Source organism: Nostoc sp., assembly GCF_036916575.1.
Taxonomy (GTDB): Bacteria; Cyanobacteriota; Cyanobacteriia; order Cyanobacteriales; family Nostocaceae; genus Nostoc.
On the sequence record NZ_JBALGC010000148.1, the window covers coordinates 36,638 to 62,952 of the forward strand.

A 26,315-nucleotide genomic window follows, 5' to 3' on the forward strand; every position below is an offset into this window, starting at 1 on the left:
GATTTATCAGTGGTTGCAATGACACTAGCCTGAAAATTTTGAAAATTTTGAAATAACGTCCTAACTCCTAACTCCTAAATTATTGTTGATAAAAAGTTAATTCATGCAGTCAACAGTAAATATGCGGTTGAGCAGATAATTTAGAGAAAAATATATAGTAGTTATGCCAGGTATGAAAATTCAATGAAAATGTCCCGCAGACTAATGTCATCTTTTCTTTATATCTATAGGATAATGTTGATGATTCCTAAAATAAAAAATGAAATCAAAAACCTATTATTTTTGGGGAGTAGCAGCTCCAATTGTAGTCACTCTAGCACTGGGTTTCTCAGCAAGAGCAAATGCAGTTGAGTTAGGCGCAGCCTCTGATTACAATGTATTTGTTTTGGGAGATATCTCTCAAAAATATACAGATATTGAAGGAAAACTTGCTGCTGGCGGGAACGTGAATTTCGTCGGCGGACTCGGAAGCAAACTTTCTGGCAATAGCGGCAACGTAGTAGTAGCTGGAAAAAACTTAACTCTGAGCAACGGTCAAGTCTACCACGGTAATGCAGTCTACGGAGGCAGCGCCAATGTGTCCAAGAATGAGGGATTTCCACAGGGAACTTTCACCAAGGGCAATCCCATCGACTTCAATGAAGCAGGGAAACAATTGCGAGGGCTATCTCAATATTTGGCAACCTTAACTCCTACTGGTAAAACAACAGTTCAATCTTGGGGTGCTATTAACCTTAGTGGCAGTGGTACTGCCTTGAATGTTTTTAATGTTGCCGGATCATCTGTCTCCAAGACAAACTCTTTTGGAATCAGTGGGGATGCAAATTCGACTGTTGTAGTCAATATCAGTGGTAAGGATGTGTCGCTGCAAAACTTTGGGTTCAATATCACTGGCACAGATAAACAAAAGGTGATCTACAACTTCTATGAAGCGACAAACATAACTGCCAGTGGGATTAGCATATTAGGTAGTATTCTTGCTCCTTTGGCTAATTTCAATTTCAGTAATGGTCAAGCTAACGGCAACGTGGTGGTAGCTTCTTTGACAGGAAATGGCGAGTCTCACAACTATCTGTTTAATGGTGATCTGCCGGATGTCCCAACTAAGTACTACACTCCGCCTAAGCCTGTCACCCATACTCAGGTTCCAGAGCCTGCAAATCTTCCAGGTTTAGGATTAATTGCTGTAGTATTTGGTTTATTTCGCCACAAACGCAATCAAGGACTTGTTTAAAATAATCATAAATTTTTGGCAGCATAGCGCATGAGGCGAACTTGTTTACATATTTTCGCTCATGCGCTATTTACTTGCTCCCTACCTTCTACAATAAAGATAGACTTTATTGAGATTTGTATAGTTGGGGATAAGCTGTCATGGCTGCCGCCGTTTTAATTCAAAATCTGCAAAAACGCTACGGTACAGTGGTCGCCGTCCAAGATGTTTCCTTTCAGGTAGAATCAGGAGAAATCTTTGGTTTACTTGGCCCCAACGGTGCTGGAAAAACTACTACCTTGCGTGCCTTGTGTACACTTAGCACACCGGATGCTGGCAAAATCGAAGTATCTGGCATCTCTGTGTTAGATAATCCGAAAGTGGCAAGACAACGACTAGGCTATGTAGCTCAGGAAGTCGCTATAGATAAGGTGCTGACTGGAAAAGAACTGCTGCAATTGCAAGCAGCACTTTATCACCTCCCAGGCGCATTAGCCAAACAGCGTATTGAAACGGTATTAGATTTACTCAGTTTGCAAGAATACGCCAATAAAAAAACAGGAACCTACTCTGGCGGTTTACGCAAGCGCCTAGACTTGGCTGCTGGGTTGCTCCATGCACCAGATGTTCTGGTATTAGATGAGCCAACTGTGGGGCTTGACATAGAAACCCGTTTTGTGGTATGGGATTTCCTGCGTAAATTACGCGCCTCTGGGACGACGGTAGTAATTACCAGCCATTACCTAGAAGAGATTGACGCCCTAGCCGATCGCGTGGCAATTATAGATCGGGGCGTTGTGATTGCCAGTGGCACACCTTCACAATTAAAAGATCAAGTCGGGGGCGATCGCATCACTTTACGAATCCGCGAGTTTTCCCCTATTCAGGAAGCAGAAATTGCCAAAAACCTTCTGCAACCTTTGCCGTTTGTCCAAGAAGTGATCATCAATAGCGCTCAAGGTAATTCCCTCAACTTGGTAGTGACACCTCAAAATGATGTTCTGATTAACATACAGCAAGCGCTGAATGCTGCTAGCTTACCAATATTTGGCATCGCCCAATCTCGCCCTAGTCTTGATGACGTTTATCTCGCCGCTACAGGCCGCACCTTGTTGGATGCAGAACTCGCAGCCTTTGCCACTCGCGATCCCAAGGCTGAGAAAAAGCAGAATATGAGATAAGGGAAATGGGGCATGGGGCATAGGGCATGGAGATACTTACCAATCCCCAATCCTCAATCTAAAATTCAAAATCCAAAATCCAAAATTGCTATGAGCGTTACTCCTAAATCTGATATCAATTGGCAGCCGCTAGCATTGCCACAAGCAGACGCTAATCCTGCACCTAACTTTTTCGGTGAATTGGTACAAGAGACGTTAGCTTTAACTCGTCGCTTGTTTATTCAGTTGCAACGCCGTCCCTCCACATTGGTTGCCGGAATTATTCAGCCAGTAATGTGGTTATTACTATTTGGTGCTTTGTTCCAAAATGCTCCCAAAGGTATATTTGGCAATACAACAAATTACGGACAATTTTTGGCTGCCGGCATAATTGTGTTTACAGCCTTTGCCGGGGCGCTGAATGCTGGTTTGCCCGTAATGTTTGACCGCGAGTTCGGCTTTTTGAATCGTTTGCTGGTGGCACCCTTAGCATCACGGTTTTCGATTGTCTTTGCTTCAGCAATCTTCATCATCAGCCAAAGTTTGCTGCAAGCAGCGGTGATTGTAGCGGCGGCGGCATTCTTGGGGGCTGGACTACCAGATGTAGCAGGTTTAAGTGCGATCGCTCTAATTGTCTTTCTCTTAGCTTTGGGTGTGACAGCTATCTCCCTAGGTTTAGCTTTTGCTCTACCCGGTCACATTGAATTGATTGCAGTGATTTTCGTCACTAATCTGCCATTATTATTTGCTAGTACTGCTTTGGCTCCTCTATCCTTCATGCCTCAGTGGTTGCAGGTTGTGGCTACTCTGAATCCTCTCAGCTATGCGATCGAACCAATTCGCTATCTGTATCTCCACAGTAATTGGGGACTAGGTAGTGTAGTGATGCAAGCCCCTTGGGGTAATGTTACCTTTGGGGGAGCGTTGCTGGTGCTATTTGGCTTTGCCCTAGTCGCCTTAGTGAGTATTCAACCCCAACTGCGTCGGACTCTTGCTTAAGATAAAATAGAGAAATTTTAGGGTTAAAACCCATGAAAAAACCATTTTTACAAATTCCTAGACTCTTTGTGGCTACGGTGGCAGGAATTAGCTTTGCTTCCTTGCTGATGGCTCAACCAAGTTCGGCTCAAATCAGTAGCCCAACGGATGCTTTTCCCAGTACTACTACAACAGACCAAAATACCGATCCTTTCTCTCGTTCAAACTCAGACAATTTCAACATGTTTGACCTAATTCATCGGGCAAATTTCGGGACTCTCAACTGGAATTCTGACCAACAGAACGAACAACTAAACTCAGCAGCAGCAGCCTTTAAAGCAAGGCAACAAAAATTAATTCAAGGTCAACAACAGCAAGCAATTCCCAGTTTGCCATCGGTTACACAACCAGTGATTACACCACGATCAGTTACACCAGCATCAGGTAACTGAATTCAAACAAAGAACCCCAAGCCCTAAAGGCTTGGGGCTGAGATTATTTAAAAAATCCTTAGTTATCAAGTAAAAAACTACAGCCCAAGTGCAGCTAAAATATCGCTAGCATGGTTGGTGGTATTTACATTAGCGTCAACATGGGTAATTTTGCCGCTGGGGTCAATTACGTAGGTGACACGCTTGGCATAACCGCCGCCATCTACATCAAAAGCTTTGATGAGGGATTTGTCGGTGTCAGCCAGTAGGGGAAAATTCAAATTATATTTTTCGGTGAATGCCTGATGGGAGACTTGATCATCTGCACTGACTCCTAAGATTACAATATCTTTACCTTGATATTGAGACTGGGCATCCCGAAAACTACAGGCTTGTTTGGTACAGCCTGGCGTGTCATCTTTGGGGTAAAAATACAAAACAACTGTCTTCCCGGCAAAATCAGATGACGAGACTGTGTTGCCGTTTGTATCTTTGGCGGTAAATGCAGGTGCATCCGTACCAACTGCTAGAGGCATAATTAACCTTTCCTGTTTCAGATTGTTGATGCACTTGAAATTTTACATTAATTTATAATGATTAAATATAATTACTAAAAAATAGCATAACTATATTTTAAATAGCTAATTTTGGTTAAATCAGGTAGCTGGTACAAGAAAAAATATATTCTGAAATTAATATTTCTTAGGAGAAAAATTTCTCCCCATACACAATGCCTGCTGTTGATTCCCAAAACCCAAATATTTTTGTCTATCCTCGGAGCACAGTAGAGAGAGCCGAGCGATCGCTAGTGTGTTCACCCTTTAATCTATCTTTATTTGAAGTGATGAGACACCAGAGTGTGTCATTAACTGCGATCGCCCTGGAAAATGGACTCAAGCAGGGCTATACTAAACGCCCTTTATCAGAATTAGCCTGTGATAACGCCTTAGGCTGGCTGATCCAAGTAGGTGTATTGCGGCGAGAAGTCGATGGTCAGGGAATTACAGATAGTTTTCGCCTTACTCCTTTGGGACGCCAGTTGGTGGAACAATATCAGGGAAAGAATTGGCGGACACCTTCATGGCGCGATCGTTTATCCGATGCTGTGATTCATTGGTTACGGATACCTTTTTAGAATAAAAAACTAAAAAGTTAGGATTAGGCAATCAAAGGGAACAATATATACGGAAACATCACATCTATTCATGAAGTCTTTACAATGTGATGGGGTATTGGGCATTGGGCATGGGGGAGCCACTGCGTTGGTATTAGCGCAGCGTAAAGCCTACGGCATAGCTTCTCTTCTCTACCTTGGGCTGCGCCAACGAGACGCTACGCGTAGCTTGCTTCCCCGCAGGGGTACGCTTAGAGCCACGTACGAGCGTCGGCAGTCCGGTCTTCTTTAAAGGGAGACGCCCGCCGTAGGATGCCTGTCGTAGGGCTGTAGAGCGATAGCGCAGCCTCTTGGAGTCATCGAGCGTCTGGGGGTTTCCCCCATGAGGAACTGCCTTCATGGTTTCCCGGCTTGTTCGCTCTTAGCGTTCCCGCTCTTTAGCAAGTGGCGTCATCGGGCATTGGATAGGGTTATTCTCCTGTGTGAAAGCCTGCCCTATGCCCAATAGCCTAAAACTTCACCCTGTATATTAAAAAACTGATAGTAACTATGAAATCAATTATGGTAGTGGGGACAACATCTCATGCAGGGAAATCACTTTTAACTACAGCTATTTGTCGCATTCTGTCGCGGCGTGGCTGGCGAGTGGCTCCCTTTAAAGGTCAAAATATGGCTTTAAATGCTTATGTCACTGCCAGTGGTGGAGAAATTGGCTATGCCCAAGCAGTACAAGCTTGGGCAGCGGGAGTCGTGCCTTGGGTAGAAATGAACCCAATTTTACTTAAACCCCAAGGGGATATGACTTCCCAAGTAATTATCAAAGGCCGGTCTGTTGGAAAAGTGAGTGCCTCAGATTACTACGAGCAATATTTTGAACTGGGGTGGCGGACAATTGAAGAATCACTACAGCATTTAGGAACAGAATTTGACTTGGTGATTTGTGAAGGTGCCGGTAGTCCAGCGGAGATTAACCTCAAACACCGCGACTTAACTAATATGCGGGTGGCAAAATATTTGAATGCACCAACCATGTTAGTGGTTGATATTGACCGGGGTGGTGCTTTTGCCCATGTCGTTGGAACCTTAGAGTTATTGGAACCAGATGAACGCGCCTTAATTAAGGGTGTAGTAATTAATAAGTTCCGAGGACAGCGAGCGCTCTTAGAACCGGGAATAAAATGGTTAGAAGAACGCACGGGTATCCCCGTTGTCGGTGTTATACCCTACTTACAAGAAGTATTTCCGGCAGAAGACTCCCTTGATTTGCTGGAACGGGAATCGCATAAAGCCCAAGCTGACCTCAACATTGCCGTCATCCGCTTACCCAGAATTGCCAATTTCACCGACTTTGACCCACTGGAATCAGAAAGCACAGTTTCAGTAAAATACCTCAGTCCTAAGCAAGATTTAGGACATCCTGATGCCGTGATTATCCCAGGTACAAAGACTACAATTGCTGATTTGCTACTGCTGCAAAAAAGCGGCATGGCAGAAGCTATCCAACACTATGCTGCTTCTGGAGGTACAGTTTTAGGTATCTGCGGCGGCTATCAAATGCTCGGTCAAATTATTGCTGATCCAGAAGGGATAGAAGGACAAGCAGGCAGATTTCAAGCGTTAAATCTTTTACCAATCAGAACTGTAATTACAGGACAAAAAATCGCCCGCCAGCGCCAAGTTAGCTCAAATTATCCGCAACAGGGCTTGCCAGTCACTGGCTTTGAAATCCACCAAGGGCGATCGCGCATTGAACAGCAAGGGATAGATCCTCAATCCTACCACGCCCTATTTGATGATATTAATTTAGGGTTAGTGGATAGTTGTCAATCCGTGTGGGGAAGTTACCTCCACGGGCTTTTTGACAATGGCCCTTGGCGACGGGCTTGGTTAAATCGCCTTCGTCAACAGCGCGGTTTAAAATCTTTACCTACCGGTGTTGCTAACTACCGGGAACAGAGAGAGCAGATTTTGGATTCCTTAGCCATTGAAGTTGAAAGCCATTTAGACTTAACTCCATTTTTGTCTTAAGCTAAAGTGCATAAAAATTGCACATTTTTTCGTTAAGCTCGTTATTTGTCATTTGTCTTTACAAAAAACTAATGACCAATGACAAAGAACAACCCTTATGAGTCAATACTAAATAAAATACGTAACATTGATGATTGTTCCTGTCCGCTTTTTACCAGATGATGTCACAGTAGATGCCGAAGTGGGAGAAGCCCTGTTGGATGTAGCAGACCGGGCTGGGGTATTTATTCCCACCGGTTGTCTGATGGGGTCTTGTCACGCTTGCACCGTCGAATTAGAGGATGGAGAGATCATCCGCGCTTGTATTACCGCAGTACCGCCACGCGAGGAATTGACGATTAATTTGTTTAGCGACCCAACTTGGTAATGTTGGCCCTGTTATTGACAAGGAATAGTATAGTAAAACAAGTTAATGCATAAAAAAATCTAATAAATGATTAGATTTTTTGGATAGACAGCAAGAAACTTTAACCTATTGTTTCTTACTGTAGCGATCGCATTTTTTAATAAAATTAATGCCAAAGAAAATCCGGGAACTGAAGCAAATGCTTTCCCAAGTAGGTTTTACAGAAGTCCCAGGAAAAGGAAGTCATACTAACTGGATGCATCCTCTCTATAGTGGAAAAATTACGATTTCAGGCAAAGACGGAGCAGATGCTAAACGCTACCAAGAGAAAGAAGTGAAACAGGCAATTGAGGAAGTAGAAAGGAAAGAAAAAGATGAGTAAGCTTAAGTACCAAATGATTATTCAGTGGTCTGAAGAAGATGATTGCTTTTTGGTAGGATTCCCTGATTTTCCAGGACAACGCTGGCGGACTCATGGGGATACTTACGAGTTAGCGGTGGCAAATGGAATTGAAGCTTTAGAGTCTCTAATTATTGCTTACGAAGCTGTAGGTGATTCACTTCCAGAACCAACAGTAAGTAGGGTACGTTAACGCAACTTACTAGGTGGTAACTAATGCTGCACAATTTGTGCGATCACAGCTTACTTTGGTTAAAATATTATTTTTGTGTATTATTAGGGTTATTTTGTATTTAAAAAATTTGTATAGTTGAGTGAATAATTAGCTTGCTGTAAATACATATTTAAATGAGGTAATAAAAGTGCCATTAAGATTTTTTGAAGAAGGTTTTTGCTTAAGTCAAAAAGGAATAGATTGGTTGGAAGAATGGAATACTGAGGCAGAAATAGCTACCAATATTTCTCAAGTTGCTCAAAAAGTTGTTAAAATATTAGTCAATGTCCCAGGTATGACTCAAGCTCACAGCAGAGATTTCAGAAGAGCAACACCTATTTTTACTCTTAAAGATGGTACTGTAATTAAAATTTTTATTAATCCAGCTAACGTCAAGCATATTTTTTTAGCTGATAGCAATAAGAAAATGCTTTTTGGTGGTTATGTAGGTTGGATTCATACAAAAGGATTGAATCAAGTTATAGAAAAGATAAAGCACTCTCTAACTTCTACTTTGTAATAAAGACACGCGATTAGAAAATCCCTATTTTTCCATTAAGCAGTAAAAAACTTTTATACCTTGTTTCCTACTGCCTGTTTTTGCTATCTATATCAATTAGCTTTAACATTCAACGCGTATTCTTTAAACCTTTCCAAATCAGCTTGAATCGTCGATTCAACTATCCGCCCCAAAAACAAGTCATCCATAATTTTGCCAAGAATACCGGGGATGGCGTAGGAAATGGTCATTTTGACAATGCTACTATTCTGGCGATCATAAAAGCGAATCGCTCCCTGATTCGGCAAACCATCAATCGATTCCCATTGGATAATTTGGTTGGGAATAACTTTGAGAATTCGGGATTTCCAAGTAAATTCTAAACTGCCCGTCTTTAATTTCCAAAGAGATATGTCTGGATTATCTGGCGGAATTTTCACCGAATCAATCCACTTCATCCACCGGGGCATTTGCTCCAAATCAGACCAAAGGCTCCAGACTAAATCTATGGGAACTTCTACTTCTACCTGCACAGTATGCTCTAACCAATCTGACATTCTCTTTTCTTCCTTTGCGTCCTTTGCGACGGCAGTCCCTCATGGAGGAGACCCCCAAGACCGCGCTGCCTCCCCTTTGCGGTAGCCTGCGGCAAGCCACTGCGTGTCTACGTTATCTCTTCAAAGTCTCCAAAATCACTTTTGCCGCCCGCCGTCCAGAAATAGTTGCTCCTTCCATGCTGTCGATGTAGTCTTGCTGAGTATAACTCCCTGCAAGGAAGAAATTATCTACTGGTGTCTTTTGGTTGGGACGGTAGGCGTCCATCCCTGGCGCTTCTCGGTAGAGAGACTGAGCAAGTTTTACCACACTGTACCAAGTCATATTTAGCTCCCGCGACGAGGGAAACAGTTCATGGACTTGCTTGAGGACATGCTGCGCGATCGCTTCATTACTTTGGGCAATAAACGGATCTCCCGGTGTCAGCACTAGCTGCAACAATGACCCTTGTCCTGGGCGATAATAATCAGCAGGGCTAGTCAACGCCAAATCGGCAAAACAAGAAAAGTCAGCATCGGCTGTGTAAAGTAAATTATCTATTCCGGCCGCATGATTTAGCTGTTTACGTTGCTCTCCATCGTTCAGTTCCGTTACCCAACCATCGAAGCGTAACTGCACTGTAGCTACTGGCACTGCATCCAGTTTGTAAATATTGTCAAATTCTGACCACTTACGCCACTCGTGGGGTAGGATGCGTTGAATTCCTGGAACATCACAGGCAAAAACGTAAGCATCAGCAGTGATAGTTTCTACTGTATCACCTTGGGCAACTACTATCCCAGTGACACGGGTTTGTTCGTCTGATCTAAACTGAATTTCCCGCACTTGCCGACGCATGTAAACTTTGGTGCCTCTAACTTCCAGATATTCCAGAATGGGCTTGTGTAAATACTCATGGGGAGAACCCTCCAGCATTCGCAGAACTGAAGCTTCAGTTCTGGCAGCAAATAGCTGGAATATCGTTAACATACAACGGGCAGACATATTTTCGCAATCAATAAATCCTAGAGCGTAGGCGATGGGGTTCCACATCCGCTTGATGCTGCCATTGCTCCCACCATGATTGCGGAACCAATCGGCAAAGCTAATTTTATCTAATTTGCGGATGGTTTTCATCGCCCCGTTAAAGTCTACCAATCCGTGAACTATGGGACTAGTACCCAAAGCGATCGCATTTTGCAGTTTATCCTGCAACGAGAGTTGGGAAGTAGTGAAAAATGCCTTTAAGCCATTGAAAGGCGCACCTGTAAGGAAGCGAAAATCTAAAGCACCAGTGCGGCCCCCTTTATTTATGAAAGTGTGGGTATGTTCCTTGAGGCGTAAGTTTTCTAACACCCCCACTTTCTTCATCAAGTCAAATAGTTGGTAGTAACAGCCGAAAAATACATGCAACCCCATTTCTAGATGGTTGCCATCTCCATCAACCCAACTGCCAACTTTACCACCCACAAACGGACGAGACTCAAAAATCTCTACTTCACAACCAGCATCAGCTAGATCTACTGCGGTTGCTAGCCCAGCCAGTCCCGCACCTACGATTGCAACACGCATTCCGTCGTTCCTTTTCAGTTTCTTTACAGATTGTAACTGGGTTGGTGTCGGAATTTGCTACTTAATATCAACTCCACGACCATATCAAGGCATAGCAATGTCGATACTAAAACCTCTTTGATCACTCTTTTTAGTCCCGCCAATTGACCAGACGCGAGAAAAACGCGTCTGTATCAGCTAGACAAACTCTTGTCCATTGCAGCGGACTCAAAAAACTATCATATCTTTTTTTTGGTAGCAAAGCAGTTATCTGGTAAGTTGTAAAAGCATGTTCTTACCTATTTACATCATTGCTGCCGTCGGAGACGGGTAAACTTCTAATCAGTTCACGAATCACATCGGTTGCGGGTCTACCTGTTTGTTCGCAATATTTTTCTAGTTTTTCCGCTTCCTGTATTGCGAGATTGACTGTTATACGTTTCACGGCCCATTTTTTATTTGTCATTATCATGCTATTTGCTGTATATTTCGATCATCGAAAAGGTCTAAGTAAAGAGGAAAACGATCAGATTATCAGAGTTTGTCTCAGGAAACAAGTAATACCATTAATATTAAAAATGTTCCTTTTGTCAAAGGATTGATCATTTTCTAAAAAAATTAGAAAACTACACTTTATTTGTTACTATTTTGACAGTATAAACAGCAGATAGCTGGTTTGGAAGATAATAACCCCATTAACAGCATGAGTAAAGCCTGAGAATGAGATTTTATAAATGAATTTGAGACATCTACTGTTGACTCAATGAAGATTTATAAAGTTATTCTCCCTCAAAAGCATTTGACCTTCTCTCTTAACCAAGTTCGCCAAACCTGCTTGGAGAGAACATCTGGTATAACACCAGAAAATAAAGCTTTAGAATCATTATCTTGCTGAAATGCTGATTTACAGGCGGGTTCTAATGGTCTATAGTAGGTCGTGAATAATCACTTAAAAGTAGGCAAATAAGCGATCATTCTAGAACAAATGCCCATTTGCACCCATTACTGGAACCAAGAAGTTAATAACTACTTGAACGGTTATGAATTTTGCCTTCCCTCGATCAAGCTAATTGCTTTTCCGTGCCAATATAGTAGCCATATACTAGCCACAAAAAAGGGAACAAAACTCAGTTTGCTGGGTGTAAATAGCCAATTATGGTGGTAAATTTTAACAGCATTGTCTGTAATTTCACACAGATGAATGCTTCGAGAATAAATATGATGTTAGTTGACTGTTGCTGATAACAGTATTTTAGTTTTGTTTTATACTTTTACACTAACTCTCCGTAAAGACACGATGAAATTTTAGATGTGTTCTTTCCTCCTCTAGCGATATAGTTTGTCTTAAACTCAGCGATTTTTTTTCGATTCATAGTATTCATCTATCGAGAGGTTATACAAATCATTTTTCGCCAATTACTGTACTAAAAATCCGACAGCAAATCTTTTTTTATATCTAAAGTCAGATATAAATTACTGCCAATAAAGTTTATAGTTGTAAATATTTATTATTTCCTAAGTATTTCCATAAAAATAATTGTAGATTTCAATCTTTTTCGGTTATGTGTTCATTATAGCGATTATTTATGCACTTTAAATAATCTTCATTTAAGGACTAAATAAGCTCATTTCCATCCTTTATAAAAAAATTACAAAGAAAAAGATATTACCTAAGTTTTTGCTTAATGATATTGATATATAACAAGATGCTAAACTCAAAAAATTGTTAAAAAAACATTTTGATATCTAAGTATGTCAGCTAGGTTTGATTAAACCAAACTTTACAGAGAAATTTTTCGCAATTTATACGGATTTATACTGAGAAATATCCAAATGAAATGACGGGAAAAATATGAAAATACAAAGACTTCATGAAATTGAGGTAAAGTTAACTTCTAATCATTGGTTGCCTCTTGGTGTTAACATATACATACAGTAGAATTCAGACAGAGCTCTAAGCTAAATGAAAAACTGGAGCGGAGGTTTCCGACGCTCGTTGTGCTAAAGCGTCTCCCCAACTCTTGGAGACGCAGCGCGAAGGGGGAAGACTCGCTAACGCTGCATTAGCAAGCTTCTTGTGAGCGTCACCCGATAGTCCAGCGGTAGGGAATCAAACGCTCCTACGTGGCTAACGCTTCTTTACCAGACGCCTAAGGGACGCTATCGAGTGTCAGGGCTTACCGCAGGCATCTAGATTTTTTAATCTTTGGCTTCCTTAGATCAGAAGTTCAAAGAGTCAAAAGTCAAAGTGCTACGCCCTGAGAGGTACGCGGATGAACAAGGATGAAGAGTGCTGAGCAAACCCGAAGACGCTCCGCCTCCAGTTAGCGGGAATTCGTGCAACTATTCAAATTTAAGTTGGCGCATCAGTTGGAGAGTACCAATACCTAAATCTTTAGGTGAAAGTGATCGCGCTTCAAACAAAGCCATCATATCTCGTAATTGAGGATTGCCACGGGAAGCTCCCGTTAGTCCTTTGGCAATGATTAAGCCACAGTAGCCCTTAGTATTTTTACACCGCTGGTTCCATTTTTTGCGGGCTTCTACATGAATAGGATCTTCATCTAAAAATTCACCAAATAGGAACAATTCGCCATTTTGAGTTTGTAATAAACCTAAATCGTAGCGATCGCCATCGAAGGGGTCGGCACCTGGATTAAAGCAAATTGCTCTCAGTCCGCCTGCGGCTTCAATTCTTTCAATAACAGTCTTAGCCTTGGGCCGGGAAGTTTGAATTAAAATCACCGGCAAACCGTCACCCACTTGTTTGATTTCACCAGCCTGATGGTAGCTGACCCCCTTCCGTAGGTACTCCAACATTTCCCAAGACACCACACCTAAGCTGAGGAAGGAATCTTCTGGGATCAAGTCATCTTGCAATGATTGGAAAGTCGGTGATTCAAGGTTCCCAATCTCCTGATCATCGACATCAAAGCCTGCCATTTCCTCTAATTCTGCTGCTAACTGCGGCATGGTAGAGACTGTCACAGCCACAGATTTAGTTGATTCTTCCGACTGCGGCAGAGAAATGCGATAGCGACGGCTGAGGGTAGGGAAGATGTCCTCATGAAGCTGGCGACGGTGATCGCGAATAAATCGGCTCAAGCTTTCTATAGCAACAAAGATTACCAGTGCTTCCTCATCATACAAAACAGACCGCAGTCCTTCTAAAGGGTGGATATTACCGAAAGTAGGGTCAATTTCTGATAATGGCAGATCCGCCAAATCACTTTCTTCATCCTCATCTTCATCGGTTTCATCAGCACTTTCAAAAGTGAGAAACAGGCAATCTTGCTTGAGGAATGCTTCTTCTAGATGCTCCGTTGATTCTTCATCTCTTAAAACTGCGGCGCGAAACTGTTTTAAAGACTCTTCAGAGCGATAAAACAAAATTCCATACTCCATTCCCAGCATTCCCATGACTGAGGCGTAGAGTGTACCAACATCCCACTTATTAATCTCGATTGACAAAATTTGTTGTTCTTCCAAAAATTCCCAAGGTGCTGCTTGCCAAATAGCAAATGCTTTTTCTCGCAAGATTTGTGCATACTGTGGGGGTAAGTCGGGGGTTTGACTATCGAGGATATCCGCAAATCCGCGAAATAGTTCGTCAATTAAAGGCAGTTCTGGTGCGTAGTCGATGGCGATATCCAAATCTTGCAGCACGCCCCGCAGGTAAAATTGAATTTCGCGGTCTTTGACTACAATTCTTTGGGGTCTGGCAGGTTTTGCCGGACTGTGGGGATGCTCCATTGCTCGCATTAAAGTGCGAACTATTGCTTCTGGGCCGATATCTGAAGCTACCACGTCCATTCCTCTAACAACACCTTGGGAGTAATCTACCCAAAGAATGCATTCTCCGTTTGCCTCTGAGTCTGAGTGCTGGTTTGGTGATGATGACAACGGACGACGATCGCCCTCCCATACAGAAGGAATTTGAGTTAATTTCTTCAACCGACGACTGGTAGAGCGATTAAAACTTGTCATAGAGTAAGTTAATCAAAAGAAGCAATTTGGAAGTAAACTTTGGAGGATAGCTAGCCTCCGATTAAATTTTTATGGCTGCACCTGAAGGGTGGTTGCTTCTCAGGCTGCCGCAAGGCTTGAACTTCAAAAATACCGAATCTATAAACACACTGAGTCTCTCAATTCTAGAATAAAAATTTTTGGCTGCTTTTGACGGAGTGTTTACAATTTGGCATCTAGCGACATCTAAGCCGCTAGAATGAATACAAAAACACCAAGGGCAACCCAGAGGCATTAACAAGCTGATACAGGGTAACGCTGAGATTAATTAAGGAGTTGAAAAAGCAGATGACACAAGCAATTCAGGCTCAACAACGCGGAATTATGTTGAGCGAAGCCGCATTGCACCAGGTAAAATCCCTCCGAGACAGACAAGGCACAGACTTCTGCTTACGGGTAGGAGTACGTCAGGGTGGCTGTTCTGGGATGTCTTACATGATGGACTTTGAAGACACCAGCAAGATCACCCCTCAGGATGAAGTTTTTGATTATGATGGCTTCAAAATTGTCAGCGATCGCAAAAGTCTGTTATATCTCTACGGCTTAATGCTCGATTATAGCGATGCCATGATTGGCGGTGGCTTCCAATTTACTAACCCCAATGCCAACCAAACTTGCGGTTGCGGCAAGTCATTTGGGGTGTAATATTGTCAGTTGTCATTTGTCCCTTGTCTTTTCTTACAAAGTTCTGTTCGCCTTCGGCGGGCTACGCTTTCCGGTGGAAACCTCCGCTCAACACCAGTTCCTTTAAGTGGGGGAACCCCACCAACGGACTGGCTCGACTTTGCGCTTTGTCGTTTATCATTTGCAGTTGCCTAATGACCAATGACCAATGACCAATGATCAATGACTAATGACCAATGACCAATGACTAATACAGTTGAATCCCTGTTTGATACAGGTTTAGAACGTTATAAAGCAGGAGAAGCAGTAGATTCTTTAATCCCTGTGTTTAAAGAAGTGTGCGATCGCGCTCCTAAAACTAGTGCTGCTTGGATTTGTTTGGCATGGTTATATCTACTCGATAACAAACCCAATTTGGCTTACAAAGCTGCACAGAAGGCAGTTAAGTTAAACCCACAAGATCCACAGGCCAGAGTAAATCTCGCCTTAGCAATGCTGGAAACAGGTCAAAAAGGTTTGCGAGAACACATTGACACAGCACAGCAGTTAATTTTTGTCAACGAAGAATGGAGTGATGAAATAAAAAATAGTATTGAAGACGGTTTAAGTAGAAAACCAGATTGGCAGAGTTTGATAAAAGTCAAAAATTGGCTATTTGAAAAGTGAGGATGGGGAGTGGGGAGTGAGGACTGAATTCTTCCCAATACCCAATACCCAGTACCCGATACCCAGTCCGATCATGAAAGATAAATTGTTAAATTGGCTAAACATGATTTTAGTCGCAGATGTTTTTTTGGTTTTGTTTGGCTTTGGCTGGTTAGCGATCGCAGTGATCGGTAATGCGGCGGGAGTAAACCTGGGTTTGGATTTGTGGCATCAACTGTGGCAACCCTTGTTTAACCCAGCAATTGGCATCCTCATGGGCGGTGCCATTCTCAGCGGTATTATCAGTTGGGTTTCCAAAAAATTTCTCTCTAGTCAATAGTCAAGTGACTGGGAACTGGGGACTGAATTCTTCCCAATACCCAATCCCTAGTCCCTTTGAACTGTTGACTTTTGACTCTATGTAAGAATTTGTGTTAATGCTGATTGTAAATTAGGATATTTGTACTCAAAGCCTGTTTCTACGGTGCGTTTTGGGATGACTTGCTGACCTTCTAAAACTACTATAGCTCCGTCTCCTAAAAGGGCTTCGATCGCAAAAGCAGGAACAGGCAACCAAGAAGGACGATTCATCACTCGTCCCAAAGTTTGGCTTAAATCTGCCATCCGGACTGGGTTAGGGGCAGTGGCATTATATACGCCTTCTATTTCCAGTTTAGTTAAAGCTTGCAGAATCAGGTTAACTAAATCGTCTACATGAATCCATGAGAACCACTGCCGACCACTGCCAATAGGGCCACCAGCAAAGAGTTTGAAAGGTGGAATCATTTTAGCTAAAGCACCACCATTGCCCAGAACAATCCCAAAACGCAGAATTACCAATCGTACACCAGCATCTTTTGCCTTTCTCGCCTCTGCTTCCCAGGCTTGGCAGACTTGGGCGAGAAAATCGTTACCAGATAGACTTGTTTCATCAAAGGTTGCCGTTTCACTGGTGCCGTAGTAGCCAATAGCCGAAGCGTTAATTAACACAGTTGGTTTGGGGTTAGCGTTGACTATTGCTTCAACTATTTTTTGTGTACCTAGCTTTCGGCTATTGAGGATTTCTTGTTTGCGTTCTGGTGTCCAGCGTCCTTCACCAATAGGTTCTCCTGCCAAATTAACTACGCTATCGCAACTAGCGATCACACTTTGCCAAGAAGCAGAAGCATTTGGTGTATAGGCAACAATTTCTAGATTGGCGTAAGCCTCAGATGGAAAAACCTTTTGAGCAAAGGCGGTGTTCCGAGTTAATACTACTATTTGATCACCTTTTCCGTGGAGTCGTTGTATCAAACGACTACCCACAAATCCTGTTGCTCCAGTAATTGCGACTTTCATTTTCTACCTCAGCCAAACCTTTATTGTAAAGTTTTTGCTCAAAGTTTCAGCTTACCAAAGACAGAAGAGAGCAGGAGGAAGAAAATATATTTCACCCTCTGTTGAAAAGTGACGCTCGGTCGGACGCTCAATTACTCGCTAACGCTTCTCTACGAGATGCTCCGCATAGCTTGCTTCCCCGTAGGGGTACGCTAACGTTGTGCTAACAAATCACCAAAAACCGACGTTCTGACTTTTCGCTCTGTCAGAGGGTTTAAACACCCTAAATTTATTGAATTGGGTAAAACGATTTTGTTCAAGACGCAAAGCACCAGACAAAAGTGTCCTTGTTAAAAAAATACGAATTTATTTATGGGGTTTCCCTCATGTCTCCTGCGTCCTGCCTCATCGCACTCTTAAGTTTATCCAATATCTCATCAGGGTTTTCCTTCTGCCTCCTGCTTGCTGATGACACTTTCTTTGTGGATAGAACAGATGTGACTATATATCTTAGTAATGCCTGATCTCAAAATTCAAAAACTTTGCTTTTTTAATGACTTTCCGTTTAGATACTTCGGTATTATAGGATGGACGGAGTGTTGCAAGGCGTGGGGCTATTATGGCTCGCTATACCTGTTCATTTATTGTTTCTGTTCCTAGTGACCATCTCCAAGCGTTACTTGTGGAACTTCTACAGGACTGTCAGTTGGATATTCAATACCACACGGCCGAGTACATTATCGCTCGTGAGGTTCCCGGCAATGTTCCTTTTCCTAAATTGGTTACCGTAGAAGTACTGATTGATAAATCAAAATCTACTGAAACAGAAACCCGGATGAGTATTGTGATTAAAAATGAAGAACTACCACTCCAACTAGATAATTACTGCCGACAAATGTTTGAATTCATCAAGCAGGCTATTGAAAGTAGCCGCCATTGGCATTTGATTGAAAGTCTTGCAGGATAAGAGCTTTAGTGAGTAATTTAATTGACACTGCCACGATTTGAAGTCGTGGGATTCTCAGACTGTTATTGGTAGTTATAATTTACTCTCCCACATCCTCTAAATCCTCGGCCATACCTGGGTTTATTAGTGTAATGTCGTACTCACTTGAATCCGTTTGTCCCAAACGCTGAGTATTTCTTAAAAGGTAATAAATGGCACGTACTTGAGGGCCAAAAACGATCTCGTCTTCATTTTTTAGATCATGAGCTGGTATCTTACGTCCATTAATCATCAAACCGTTGGAACTAGGCTTCCCTTTGGCATCGCCATCTACAATCCGGTAATAGTAGCTATGACTATTATGCTCTCGTGGCAATCTCACTAATGTGGCATGGCGACGGGAGACAAACTGCGACATCAAACGGATATTACACTCACGGTCTCTACCAATAGAGTAGACGGGGTGCTCTAGAGAAAATTCTTTGCGACCTTGATCGTCTTCAATAATCAGTAGATGGTTTTCATTGGTTTCTGCTGCCATTGACAAATAGGTGGAACTGTGATTAATCAAGATTTGTTTAGTATCGTATCCTGCCATTCTCATGCACCATAAGTCTGTGGTGCTGATCTAAATAAGCTTTAAAATTGCATAATACCTTGAAAGAGTAGAACATGGTCGTTCTACTCCAGTAGCTATGATAGCTTTGGTAAGTGTCTCAAGAGGCTTTATGAACTAGTAAAACCTTAAGACCGATTCAGTTTAACTTGAGATGGAAACAACCAAGATTTGTGCTTGGAAATTTTACGTGCAAAAGAGTATTCTACGAGTGATGAGCTAATCGCCGTAATAATATTGAGTTTGTGACGACGCTAACAGAGCTAAAAGCCATTAATGCAGCAGCACCAGATGGGTTAAGGACAAAACCCAGACTAGGGAACAAAACACCAGCTGCTAAAGGAATGCCAACTGTATTATATGCAAAAGCCCAGAATAAATTTTGGCGGATTTTGTTGAAAGTGGCGCGACTAAGTTGAATAGATTCGACGACATCGTTTAAGCGATCGCGCATTAGGACAATTTCAGCAGTTTCCATTGCCACATCTGTCCCAGAGTGTAAAGCAATTCCTACATCTGCTTGGGATAAAGCTGGAGCATCGTTGATTCCATCTCCCACCATTGCGACTACGGAGTGGGGAGTGGGGAACTCGGGGCCCCTGGAGGGGATAAGGGGCAATGGGGAGTGAGGAGTTAGGAGTGAGGAGTGGGGAGTTACTTTTGTTCCTGCTTGTTGGAGAGACTGTATTGCAGCGGCTTTTTTGGCTGGGGGGACACCTGCTATTACATCAGCGCTGTTTAATCCTAGTTGTTTGGCTATGGCGCTTGCTGCTTCTGGGCGATCGCCACTGAGCAACATTACCCGTAAACCCATCTGACGCAACTTGTCTACGGTGGATTGGGCATCTGGTCTCAAAGTATCACAAACAGCAATTAGTCCGGCTAAAGTTCCCCCAACTGCTACGCAAACAACTGTTTTACCATCTGTTGCCAAATCTTGTGCGACCTGTTGTGCAGTTTCGCTAATCGCAATGCCGTGCCAACTCAACCAATCCCAGTTACCTAACAGTACAACTGTGCCCTCTACCACAGCAGACACCCCTAGTCCTGGTTCCGTGTGAAAGTCCACAGCCTCTGGAATAAATAACTGTTGCCGCTGTGCTTCTTGCTGAATCGCTTTTGCTAGGGGGTGGTGAGTACCGCTTTCTACGGCTGCTGCTAGTTGTATTAGGGAGTAGGGAACCCCACTGCCCACTCCCGACTCCCGACTCCGCATTTCTGAAATTAACAGGCAATCTGTAATGATCGGATTACCCGTGGTCAGAGTGCCAGTTTTGTCAAAAACTACGGTGTCTAGCTGGTGTACTCTTTCCAAAACGTCACCGCCTTTGATTAACAGACCCCGTTCTGCGCCCATAGCAGTCCCGACAAGAATGGCTGTTGGTGTGGCAAGTCCTAAAGCACAAGGACAGGCGACTACCATAACTGCGATCGCTAGTTTTAAGCTGATTAATAGGGGGGAGTGATGGGCTTCATGTGTAGCGTGGCTGATCATTTCCATGCCACCAGACATGCTGACATCAGTCCAGATGTGAGTGCCGAAAAAGTACCAAAAGACAAATGTCAATACAGATGCTGTCAGCACCCCGTATGTAAAGTAACCAGCTACTGTATCTGCTAATTTCTGTACCGGGGCTTTCCGAGTTTGGGCGGCTTCTACTAAAGCGACAATTTGAGCTAGAGTTGTATCACTTCCAGTCCGGGTTGCCTGAATAGCGATCGCTCCTGACTGGTTTAGTGTCCCTCCGGTCACAGTATCTCCCGGTTCCTTGATCACTGGCACGGCTTCCCCAGTCAGCATTGACTCATCGACCGTTGTTTGACCAACCACCACTTCACCATCAACAGGGATTTTATCACCTGGCAGCACTTGTAACCATTCACCAACACGCACCTGTTCAGCAGGAATCTCTACACTAGAAGACCCCACTCCGACTTTCTCTGGGTTGGCAATCAATCGCGCTAAGAGTGGCTGGAGTGCTAGCAATTTCCTAAATGCGGCAGCAGCGCGTCCTCTAGCTTGTTGCTCTAATGTCCTTCCCAAAAGAATAAAGCCCAGCATCATTACTGGTTCGTCAAAGAAGCACTCCCAACCCATTTGGGGAAAAAGCAGCGCTACTAAACTAGCAATGTAGGCTGTCAGCGTTCCCAATCCCACCAAGGTATTCATGTTAGGCGCATTTCGCCGCCAACCCAGCCAGCCATCTACCAAAATCGGGCGACCGGGAATTAATAGCGCCACTGTCGCCAGTCCACAGTGGAACCAGATGTTATTCAGCACTGGCAGCACTGAGCTACCAAGATTACCAAAATGTCCACTTCCCGACAACACCAGCAACACCGCAGCAATCACCAACTGCCTAACAGAAGAGCGCATTTCTTTTCGTTGTCGTTCTGCTGGGTCTGGTAAGGTAGATATCTCGCCTGCTACTGTGCCGCTAACTTTTCGAGGTTGAGTTGGGAATCCAACGGCTGTTAATCGCTGTGCAAGTGCATCTGCATCTACCGCACCAGTTTCTGACTCTACAACTGCTACCTCTGTGGCCAGGTTCACACAGGCGCTCTTGACTCCTGGATGTTGGGTTAGCTGTCGCTCTACTGCGTTCACACACCCAGCACACTTCATGCCCCCAACATCTAGAATAATTTTCTCTAAGATTGGGTCAAGTTCTGGGGCTAGCTTAGTTTTCGGGACAAGTTGCATGGCAAGTGTTTAGATTCGCTACAGAAATTCAACGCCCGACTAAAAGCGTCTCTAATTTGAGCGTAGGCGAAATATGGAACTACGACTCAATGTCAACCATATTAAAATTATTAATTTATCGTACTTCGTTGAGCATCAACGACTATCGCTGCACTCAAATTCAACGTTCCAAGTTCCCATATTTATCTGTGGGGTTTTTAATTAGGACTTAAACATACTCTACGAATTTTTCTGGTGCGTTCGCTTTGCGATCATGTAAAGCCTGCGGCATAGCTACGCTTAGGGCGCAGTCTCTGGTAGAGAAGACGCTCTTGGCACGGCAATTGCTATCATAGCGGGAACGCTAAGAGGGAACAAGTTGGGCATTGCCCGCCCAACGCACTGCCTCGTCTTGACGGTAGCCTGCAGCAAGCCACTACGTGTCTACGATAAATTAAGCGAAGTTAGCAATTTTTGCTCCCGTCCTGTTAATCAGGAATTTTGAACACAGGTGCAGACTTCCGTTGCCTCCAAAGAAGTCTGAACACCGGAAACTGGCTTTCAGAATTTCAGTGATTTTGAATTTCCCCCCAAGGGTTGACGCCTCCAGCGTAGATAAGTCACATAAATAATCGTTACCACCTGCATTGGCATGATGACAATCAGACTTTTTAAGAAATAGTTGATTTCCAAATGAGACATAACACTAAAATATCCTATGCCCAATAAGAAGAACATAACCCAGTTAAGCTGTTTAGGTTTGAGAATGAGCATATCAAGAAAAATAAATATAAAGGTTGAAGTGTTGATAACTGCTGCTAATGATAAATAAGCCTAGCAATATGCATTGACTGCAAGGATTTTGTAATATTGATATTCCCACGACTTGAAGCCGTGGGATTCTTGGCTCAATTAATCAACTTATACTGAGGGCTTGCGCCACCAATACATAGGTTGGTCTGTCCTCAAACGTCTTCGTTTTACTAGTTTGCGTGGTGAATTAAGCTGTTCCACATTTAAATTGCATAATTAGGGCGGGCTTTTCGGCCCACCTCACAAGAGTTATAAAAATTTTAGATATGCAAACTAGATGTGGTTTAGCTTACTAAAACCACCCCTGCTTATTTACAAAGTAAGTATTTACGAATTCTTCAGGGGACTTATTCAAGTAGATCATGCCTTCAATTAAACCTACAAGTTGCATAATTAACAAAGCAATGCCATAGGTGAAAGAACCCCCAACTACAGAAATCACCAACATGATAAAGCCTTCCGGAGCGTATCCTAGAATAAATTTATGAACCCCAAATCCTCCAAGAATAATACCACAGTAACCAGCTAGAAGTTGTTTGGTAGGATGGCTGGGGTTGAGATTTGCCATATAAGTGCTGCTCCTTGATAAGTGAGGTATAAAAATAAAGTCTCTATTGTAATGAAAACGAGTAAATGTATTTGCTTAATAAATAAATTTTTAATTTTTCAGTATAAGTAAGCCCCAAGACGAATAACCAAAATCAGCGTGCTTCTATTCCAGAAGGGACGCTAAGATAACTTTCGGCATAGCCTGAAAATCTGGCCCTCCTTATTCACCTTTGGTGGATTTGATGATTGCAAACCCTGGTGCGGCAGTTTTGGACATTTTTAGGTAAGACATTTATCTTGAGAAGAATGAATCTCAATAATTAGTAAAAACTGCTGTGATACACCACTTTTTACAAGTCCATCAGTATTATTTCCGGAGTTTTTTACGTAGGCGTAGCCCGTCGTAGCGAAAAGTCGAGCCAGTGCGTTGGGCGGGTTTCCGACTTGTTCGCGCAGCGTCTTTGACAGGAGAAGCAACTGGCGTCAAAGCGGCGGCTTTTGCCGATAGCGCAGCCTCTTCTCTACGAGAGGCTACACCAACGAGTCCGCGTTCGCGTAGCCTCTCGTAGAGAGCGTCTGCTTGCGGTAACGCCAAAGGCGAACTGAACTTTTCAAGACAGACATCGCTTCCAGCAGGCGTGAAACACCATCGCACCAATGACGAGATCAATTGTATGGCTAGTAGGAATTTAGAAACGCAAGAGGCATCTTCCAAATCTTTCTAACCTGTTTTTAGTTGCTGATTCTACTTCCATAAGCGCAAAACTGAATTGTTTCCAATTCATTACAGCTAAAAATGGTTTGAGAAGACAATTAACATCTCAAAAATGGCTAAAATCACCCGGATGAGGAGAAATGCTTAACTAGATAGTTTGTTGTCTATATTAACAGCATTCTTTGATTTGCTTTTGCGATTATCTTAATTAGGTTTTCAGCTAGTATTTATGCTTACAACCAATTAATACTAGTAAATTGTTCTTACTATGGAGATAAAAACAGATATTTTCGTTTTAAACAACAGTAATAATTAAGTATTAATTACTACCTAATACAAACAAACTTAATAATGTACCACTATTCCAGAGGCTGTGCAGGAGCATAGGAGCGAGGAGGTTGCGCGATCGCGTGTAAACTACCCCCAACACAATCCCTAATGCGGTCAGTGGCAGAATTTCCGACAAGCTGAGGTGAGCGATCGCAAACAACAAACTGCTGACAAGAATTGCTCCCCACACGGGTAAGTAACGAGTCAGAGATGGTAACAAAAAACCGCGAAACAGAATTTCTTCAAAAAATGGAGCGGCGATCGCTGCTGTGGAGAAAAATATGCCAAGTGCTACACCATCTTGGCTTTCTAGCGCTAGTTGTAACAGGGGATTACTACCACCCTGTCCTTGCCATAGCTGTTGATTAATTAAAGATACCACCACAACTATAGGTAAAGCAGCGCAATAGCCTCCCAGTCCCCACAAAAACCAGTTATCTTGAAAACGGAAGCGAAACCAAAATTCAGGTAGTGGAAAAAAGCGCTTGAGAGAGAAATACAGCACTAACAGCGCACCTGATGCTACCAGTAAGTAACTAATTAAAACAGAAAACGCCTGAAGTCGCACATCAATAATGGGACGCTCTATGGGTAGCAGCGATATTACCAAGGGTACAAAAAGTTGCCCCATAAAGAAAAAGCCCAGGACAAAAACCTGCAAAATCGTTTCACCATCCCAAGGTGTTGACCAAAGGACATCAGCATTTTGAGCTAATAAGGAGGCTTTTCCTTTCAACAAGCGTTGAGCAAATAAGAAAATCAGCAGTATTAGACCATTTAAAGCTGCCAAGGTGGGAATAGTGCCAATAACTCCTAATTTGATCACCGCTTGAGCAGCAGATTCTTGTTGTGCAGCTTTAACAGTTGATAAAGCGTCTTGTCGTTGCTGGAGTTGGTATAGCTTAATCAAAGCAGTAGAGCCAAACCAACCTTCTAAATTTTTTTGAATCGATTGTTGAGCATCTGGAAGCAGACGAGGAGGATTGCTCCACAGTCCACTCAATACAGCAGCAGTTTGTCCAAATTCTGGATTGATATCTAAGCGTTGTTGTAATTCGCTCCAAGTTTTGAGAGCTGTATCCGTCTGTCCTTGCTGTGCTTGTAAAATTCCCAGCCGCAAGTCTAATTCAGCCAGTAATTTTTGTAATTGCTTAAAAGACTGCTGTAACTGTTGCTGCTGTCCTTGTCGAGAGGTTTTAGTAGTCGGAGGAACGTCCGGTAGAGGTTTCGGAGGTGTGGGAGTTATTTCAGGTTGAGAGCGTAATTGTGCAAGTTTGTTGTTAACTTTGTCCAAATTAGTTTGAACTGATTGACGCGCCTCCTGATACTGCTTTGTAGCACTTTCCAGGGGTTGCTCACCAAGTATTGCTTCCCGAATCGCCTGAAGATTGTCATCGTTGCTATCTTCTGATTGCCAAGCTTGGGCTTGTAGAGCAATATTGGTTTGGTAGAGTTCTAGGCGACTTTGGAACTGAGGTTCTTGCCAACTACCGAATAAAGACGAAACTGCCAACAGAACTGCTATCGGCGTCAGCACAAAAATTAAAACCAACCGTTTGATTGTCATCTATCCCCCTTTAACTAACCAGTGGAGAGCGCGTCTCCCTTGGGAATTATCGCAAGAAAAAGTCAGAGGTGGATAGATATCATCAATATTATGAATCTGCGATGTCTACGACGGGCTACGCCTACGCACCCACCATGTTAAATTACAACCCATTGCACTGCTTACCCTCCGCCGAGGATTTGCCCGATTCTGACGATGAACCTGTGGATAATCAACTACAACATTTGATTCCTGCCTTGCTAGAAGCCATCTTAGCTTGGCTGTGGGCAACCCGCATGGATTGGTTTTTTGGAGTTGATATGGGGATATATTAAGATGCCGAATTACCTCCAATTGTGCCCGATGGGTTTTTAAGTTTGGGAGTCGAGCGAGTTTTTGATGAGAACTTGCGTTTAAGTTATGTGTTGTGGGAAGAAAAGGTGATGCCAATTATGGCATTAGAAGTTGTTTCTCACAGACGGCGCGGGGAATACACCAGCAAAAAGAAACTTTATGCTGAGATGGAGATTTTATATTATGTTGTCTACAATCCCCAACGCCGGAGAAAACCACCTTTAGAAGTTTATCGGTTTGTCAATGGGGAATATGTATTGCAGCCAGGAAATCTAGTTTGGTTATCAGAGATAGGTTTAGCAATTGGTTATGAACGGGGAACCTATCAGGGAATTACGCGAGATTGGTTGTATTGGTATGACAAACAAGGAATTAAATATCTAACACCAGAAGAACAGGCTATTGCTGCCGAACAACGCGCTACCACTGCTGAACAACGCGCTCAAAGGCTGGCACAAGAATTGCGAAGGTTGGGGATAGATCCAGATTCTTTGAGTTGATTGTGTGGGGTGCGATCGCTTTGATTAACTGATAATTAATTTAGATAAACCTAGTCTTTGCTTGACCGATTGCCAGTTTAAACCTTGGTTTGGGTTTTGGCGATGCATCTCCAAGCGTCTATCTAATTCTTGTTTTTGCTCATCGTTGAGAGGAACTTCATCGGGTGTGGTAAGAATACTGTC

Annotated in this window: 27 protein-coding genes and 1 pseudogene; 16 read left to right on the plus strand and 12 right to left on the minus strand. The window is 43.0% G+C overall.

Annotation, left to right across the window (positions count from 1 at the left end; genetic code table 11):
- Positions 1–259: 259 nt before the first annotated feature.
- The 4 genes from V7L29_RS33695 (at position 260) to V7L29_RS33710 (ending at position 3,803) form a co-directional block, all read left to right on the plus strand.
- Entirely contained in the window at positions 260–1,234 is a 975-nt protein-coding gene (locus tag V7L29_RS33695) for a choice-of-anchor A family protein (RefSeq protein WP_334738218.1), read from the plus strand.
- A gap of 140 nt (positions 1,235–1,374) precedes the next feature.
- Entirely contained in the window at positions 1,375–2,394 is a 1,020-nt protein-coding gene (locus V7L29_RS33700) for an ABC transporter ATP-binding protein (protein WP_334738219.1), read from the plus strand.
- 90 nt (positions 2,395–2,484) lie between these two features.
- Positions 2,485–3,372: an ABC transporter permease gene (locus tag V7L29_RS33705; RefSeq protein WP_334738220.1), complete on the plus strand. Its 888-nt coding sequence runs from the start codon at positions 2,485–2,487 to the stop codon at positions 3,370–3,372.
- A 32-nt stretch (positions 3,373–3,404) separates the two neighbouring features.
- On the plus strand, positions 3,405–3,803 hold the full coding sequence (locus tag V7L29_RS33710; protein ID WP_334692409.1) for a hypothetical protein: 399 nt from the start codon (positions 3,405–3,407) through the stop codon (positions 3,801–3,803).
- Between the two features lie 77 nt (positions 3,804–3,880).
- On the opposite strand, the gene V7L29_RS33715 is transcribed toward V7L29_RS33710, so the two are convergent.
- On the minus strand, positions 3,881–4,318 hold the full coding sequence (locus V7L29_RS33715) for a peroxiredoxin (RefSeq protein WP_334692408.1): 438 nt from the start codon (positions 4,316–4,318) through the stop codon (positions 3,881–3,883).
- Positions 4,319–4,512: 194 nt separating this feature from the next.
- Here V7L29_RS33715 and V7L29_RS33720 point away from each other — a divergent pair, with 194 nt between their 5' ends.
- The 7 genes from V7L29_RS33720 (at position 4,513) to V7L29_RS33750 (ending at position 8,404) form a co-directional block, all read left to right on the plus strand.
- Complete coding sequence (locus V7L29_RS33720) at positions 4,513–4,917, plus strand: Npun_F0494 family protein (RefSeq protein ID WP_334738221.1); 405 nt, start codon at positions 4,513–4,515, stop codon at positions 4,915–4,917.
- Between the two features lie 70 nt (positions 4,918–4,987).
- On the plus strand, positions 4,988–5,188 hold the full coding sequence (locus V7L29_RS33725) for a hypothetical protein (RefSeq protein WP_334738222.1): 201 nt from the start codon (positions 4,988–4,990) through the stop codon (positions 5,186–5,188).
- 257 nt (positions 5,189–5,445) lie between these two features.
- The gene (cobQ, locus tag V7L29_RS33730) at positions 5,446–6,924 is read left to right on the plus strand and encodes a cobyric acid synthase CobQ (RefSeq protein ID WP_334692406.1); all 1,479 of its coding nucleotides are present in this window, start codon (positions 5,446–5,448) and stop codon (positions 6,922–6,924) included.
- Positions 6,925–7,054: 130 nt separating this feature from the next.
- A complete protein-coding gene (locus tag V7L29_RS33735; RefSeq protein WP_334692405.1) occupies positions 7,055–7,291 on the plus strand; it encodes a 2Fe-2S iron-sulfur cluster-binding protein in 237 nt (78 codons plus the stop codon).
- Positions 7,292–7,439: 148 nt separating this feature from the next.
- On the plus strand, positions 7,440–7,652 hold the full coding sequence (locus V7L29_RS33740; RefSeq protein ID WP_334692404.1) for a type II toxin-antitoxin system HicA family toxin: 213 nt from the start codon (positions 7,440–7,442) through the stop codon (positions 7,650–7,652).
- Entirely contained in the window at positions 7,645–7,863 is a 219-nt protein-coding gene (locus V7L29_RS33745) for a type II toxin-antitoxin system HicB family antitoxin (RefSeq protein ID WP_334692403.1), read from the plus strand. Before V7L29_RS33740 ends, V7L29_RS33745 begins: the two co-directional genes overlap by 8 nt.
- Positions 7,864–8,032: 169 nt before the next feature.
- Positions 8,033–8,404 carry a hypothetical protein gene (locus tag V7L29_RS33750; RefSeq protein ID WP_334738223.1) on the plus strand — a complete coding sequence of 124 codons (372 nt, stop codon included), beginning with the start codon at positions 8,033–8,035 and terminating at the stop codon, positions 8,402–8,404.
- A 92-nt stretch (positions 8,405–8,496) separates the two neighbouring features.
- Here the strand turns inward: V7L29_RS33750 and V7L29_RS33755 are convergent, their stop codons facing one another.
- The 4 genes from V7L29_RS33755 to V7L29_RS33770 all read right to left on the minus strand — a co-directional run bounded on the left by V7L29_RS33755 (position 8,497) and on the right by V7L29_RS33770 (position 14,455).
- Positions 8,497–8,940, minus strand: coding sequence for an SRPBCC family protein (locus V7L29_RS33755; protein WP_334692401.1), 444 nt, complete (start codon positions 8,938–8,940; stop codon positions 8,497–8,499).
- A 112-nt stretch (positions 8,941–9,052) separates the two neighbouring features.
- Positions 9,053–10,489 carry a 9,9'-di-cis-zeta-carotene desaturase gene (gene zds / locus V7L29_RS33760; RefSeq protein WP_334692400.1) on the minus strand — a complete coding sequence of 479 codons (1,437 nt, stop codon included), beginning with the start codon at positions 10,487–10,489 and terminating at the stop codon, positions 9,053–9,055.
- Positions 10,490–10,763: 274 nt separating this feature from the next.
- Entirely contained in the window at positions 10,764–10,940 is a 177-nt protein-coding gene (locus V7L29_RS33765) for a CopG family transcriptional regulator (RefSeq protein ID WP_334692399.1), read from the minus strand.
- A gap of 1,871 nt (positions 10,941–12,811) precedes the next feature.
- A complete protein-coding gene (locus V7L29_RS33770; protein ID WP_334738224.1) occupies positions 12,812–14,455 on the minus strand; it encodes a DUF6930 domain-containing protein in 1,644 nt (547 codons plus the stop codon).
- A gap of 327 nt (positions 14,456–14,782) precedes the next feature.
- Here V7L29_RS33770 and V7L29_RS33775 point away from each other — a divergent pair, with 327 nt between their 5' ends.
- The 3 genes from V7L29_RS33775 to V7L29_RS33785 all read left to right on the plus strand — a co-directional run bounded on the left by V7L29_RS33775 (position 14,783) and on the right by V7L29_RS33785 (position 16,103).
- Positions 14,783–15,139, plus strand: a complete 357-nt coding sequence (locus V7L29_RS33775; protein ID WP_334692397.1) for an iron-sulfur cluster assembly accessory protein — start codon at positions 14,783–14,785, stop codon at positions 15,137–15,139.
- Positions 15,140–15,361: 222 nt separating this feature from the next.
- Positions 15,362–15,784 carry a tetratricopeptide repeat protein gene (locus V7L29_RS33780; RefSeq protein WP_334692396.1) on the plus strand — a complete coding sequence of 141 codons (423 nt, stop codon included), beginning with the start codon at positions 15,362–15,364 and terminating at the stop codon, positions 15,782–15,784.
- Between the two features lie 73 nt (positions 15,785–15,857).
- Complete coding sequence (locus V7L29_RS33785) at positions 15,858–16,103, plus strand: hypothetical protein (protein WP_334692420.1); 246 nt, start codon at positions 15,858–15,860, stop codon at positions 16,101–16,103.
- Positions 16,104–16,180: 77 nt separating this feature from the next.
- Here the strand turns inward: V7L29_RS33785 and thyD are convergent, their stop codons facing one another.
- On the minus strand, positions 16,181–17,101 hold the full coding sequence (gene thyD / locus V7L29_RS33790) for a thylakoid membrane protein ThyD (RefSeq protein ID WP_334738225.1): 921 nt from the start codon (positions 17,099–17,101) through the stop codon (positions 16,181–16,183).
- A gap of 598 nt (positions 17,102–17,699) precedes the next feature.
- Here thyD and V7L29_RS33795 point away from each other — a divergent pair.
- The gene (locus tag V7L29_RS33795; protein ID WP_334692394.1) at positions 17,700–18,047 is read left to right on the plus strand and encodes a hypothetical protein; all 348 of its coding nucleotides are present in this window, start codon (positions 17,700–17,702) and stop codon (positions 18,045–18,047) included.
- 79 nt (positions 18,048–18,126) lie between these two features.
- Here V7L29_RS33795 and V7L29_RS33800 read toward each other — a convergent pair whose 3' ends face one another.
- The 5 genes from V7L29_RS33800 to V7L29_RS33820 all read right to left on the minus strand — a co-directional run bounded on the left by V7L29_RS33800 (position 18,127) and on the right by V7L29_RS33820 (position 25,299).
- Complete coding sequence (locus V7L29_RS33800) at positions 18,127–18,624, minus strand: FHA domain-containing protein (RefSeq protein ID WP_334692419.1); 498 nt, start codon at positions 18,622–18,624, stop codon at positions 18,127–18,129.
- A gap of 223 nt (positions 18,625–18,847) precedes the next feature.
- Positions 18,848–21,346, minus strand: a complete 2,499-nt coding sequence (locus tag V7L29_RS33805) for a heavy metal translocating P-type ATPase (protein ID WP_334738226.1) — start codon at positions 21,344–21,346, stop codon at positions 18,848–18,850.
- Positions 21,347–22,430: 1,084 nt separating this feature from the next.
- Positions 22,431–22,706: a TM2 domain-containing protein gene (locus tag V7L29_RS33810; protein WP_334692392.1), complete on the minus strand. Its 276-nt coding sequence runs from the start codon at positions 22,704–22,706 to the stop codon at positions 22,431–22,433.
- 348 nt (positions 22,707–23,054) lie between these two features.
- On the minus strand, positions 23,055–23,402 hold the full coding sequence (locus V7L29_RS33815) for a hypothetical protein (RefSeq protein ID WP_334738227.1): 348 nt from the start codon (positions 23,400–23,402) through the stop codon (positions 23,055–23,057).
- A 319-nt stretch (positions 23,403–23,721) separates the two neighbouring features.
- Complete coding sequence (locus V7L29_RS33820; protein WP_334692390.1) at positions 23,722–25,299, minus strand: CPBP family intramembrane glutamic endopeptidase; 1,578 nt, start codon at positions 25,297–25,299, stop codon at positions 23,722–23,724.
- 134 nt (positions 25,300–25,433) lie between these two features.
- On the opposite strand from V7L29_RS33820, the pseudogene V7L29_RS33825 reads away from it, so the two are divergent.
- A pseudogene (locus V7L29_RS33825) lies at positions 25,434–26,132 on the plus strand (Uma2 family endonuclease).
- A gap of 24 nt (positions 26,133–26,156) precedes the next feature.
- Here the strand turns inward: V7L29_RS33825 and V7L29_RS33830 are convergent.
- The gene (locus V7L29_RS33830; protein WP_334738228.1) at positions 26,157–26,309 is read right to left on the minus strand and encodes an addiction module protein; all 153 of its coding nucleotides are present in this window, start codon (positions 26,307–26,309) and stop codon (positions 26,157–26,159) included.
- Between the last annotated feature and the right edge of the window lie 6 nt (positions 26,310–26,315).

What these genes read in the sequence shown, in the direction of transcription:
- V7L29_RS33695 (WP_334738218.1), top strand. Translation starts at nt 260, where the DNA reads ATGAAATCAAAAACCTATTATTTTTGGGGAGTAGCAGCTCCAATTGTA.
- V7L29_RS33700 (WP_334738219.1), top strand. Translation starts at nt 1,375, where the DNA reads ATGGCTGCCGCCGTTTTAATTCAAAATCTGCAAAAACGCTACGGTACA.
- V7L29_RS33705 (WP_334738220.1), top strand. Translation starts at nt 2,485, where the DNA reads ATGAGCGTTACTCCTAAATCTGATATCAATTGGCAGCCGCTAGCATTG.
- V7L29_RS33710 (WP_334692409.1), top strand. Translation starts at nt 3,405, where the DNA reads ATGAAAAAACCATTTTTACAAATTCCTAGACTCTTTGTGGCTACGGTG.
- V7L29_RS33715 (WP_334692408.1), bottom strand. Translation starts at nt 4,318, where the DNA reads ATGCCTCTAGCAGTTGGTACGGATGCACCTGCATTTACCGCCAAAGAT.
- V7L29_RS33720 (WP_334738221.1), top strand. Translation starts at nt 4,513, where the DNA reads ATGCCTGCTGTTGATTCCCAAAACCCAAATATTTTTGTCTATCCTCGG.
- V7L29_RS33725 (WP_334738222.1), top strand. Translation starts at nt 4,988, where the DNA reads ATGAAGTCTTTACAATGTGATGGGGTATTGGGCATTGGGCATGGGGGA.
- cobQ (WP_334692406.1), top strand. Translation starts at nt 5,446, where the DNA reads ATGAAATCAATTATGGTAGTGGGGACAACATCTCATGCAGGGAAATCA.
- V7L29_RS33735 (WP_334692405.1), top strand. Translation starts at nt 7,055, where the DNA reads ATGATTGTTCCTGTCCGCTTTTTACCAGATGATGTCACAGTAGATGCC.
- V7L29_RS33740 (WP_334692404.1), top strand. Translation starts at nt 7,440, where the DNA reads ATGCCAAAGAAAATCCGGGAACTGAAGCAAATGCTTTCCCAAGTAGGT.
- V7L29_RS33745 (WP_334692403.1), top strand. Translation starts at nt 7,645, where the DNA reads ATGAGTAAGCTTAAGTACCAAATGATTATTCAGTGGTCTGAAGAAGAT.
- V7L29_RS33755 (WP_334692401.1), bottom strand. Translation starts at nt 8,940, where the DNA reads ATGTCAGATTGGTTAGAGCATACTGTGCAGGTAGAAGTAGAAGTTCCC.
- zds (WP_334692400.1), bottom strand. Translation starts at nt 10,489, where the DNA reads ATGCGTGTTGCAATCGTAGGTGCGGGACTGGCTGGGCTAGCAACCGCA.
- V7L29_RS33765 (WP_334692399.1), bottom strand. Translation starts at nt 10,940, where the DNA reads ATGATAATGACAAATAAAAAATGGGCCGTGAAACGTATAACAGTCAAT.
- V7L29_RS33770 (WP_334738224.1), bottom strand. Translation starts at nt 14,455, where the DNA reads ATGACAAGTTTTAATCGCTCTACCAGTCGTCGGTTGAAGAAATTAACT.
- V7L29_RS33775 (WP_334692397.1), top strand. Translation starts at nt 14,783, where the DNA reads ATGACACAAGCAATTCAGGCTCAACAACGCGGAATTATGTTGAGCGAA.
- V7L29_RS33780 (WP_334692396.1), top strand. Translation starts at nt 15,362, where the DNA reads ATGACTAATACAGTTGAATCCCTGTTTGATACAGGTTTAGAACGTTAT.
- V7L29_RS33785 (WP_334692420.1), top strand. Translation starts at nt 15,858, where the DNA reads ATGAAAGATAAATTGTTAAATTGGCTAAACATGATTTTAGTCGCAGAT.
- thyD (WP_334738225.1), bottom strand. Translation starts at nt 17,101, where the DNA reads ATGAAAGTCGCAATTACTGGAGCAACAGGATTTGTGGGTAGTCGTTTG.
- V7L29_RS33795 (WP_334692394.1), top strand. Translation starts at nt 17,700, where the DNA reads ATGGCTCGCTATACCTGTTCATTTATTGTTTCTGTTCCTAGTGACCAT.
- V7L29_RS33800 (WP_334692419.1), bottom strand. Translation starts at nt 18,624, where the DNA reads ATGGCAGGATACGATACTAAACAAATCTTGATTAATCACAGTTCCACC.
- V7L29_RS33805 (WP_334738226.1), bottom strand. Translation starts at nt 21,346, where the DNA reads ATGCAACTTGTCCCGAAAACTAAGCTAGCCCCAGAACTTGACCCAATC.
- V7L29_RS33810 (WP_334692392.1), bottom strand. Translation starts at nt 22,706, where the DNA reads ATGGCAAATCTCAACCCCAGCCATCCTACCAAACAACTTCTAGCTGGT.
- V7L29_RS33820 (WP_334692390.1), bottom strand. Translation starts at nt 25,299, where the DNA reads ATGACAATCAAACGGTTGGTTTTAATTTTTGTGCTGACGCCGATAGCA.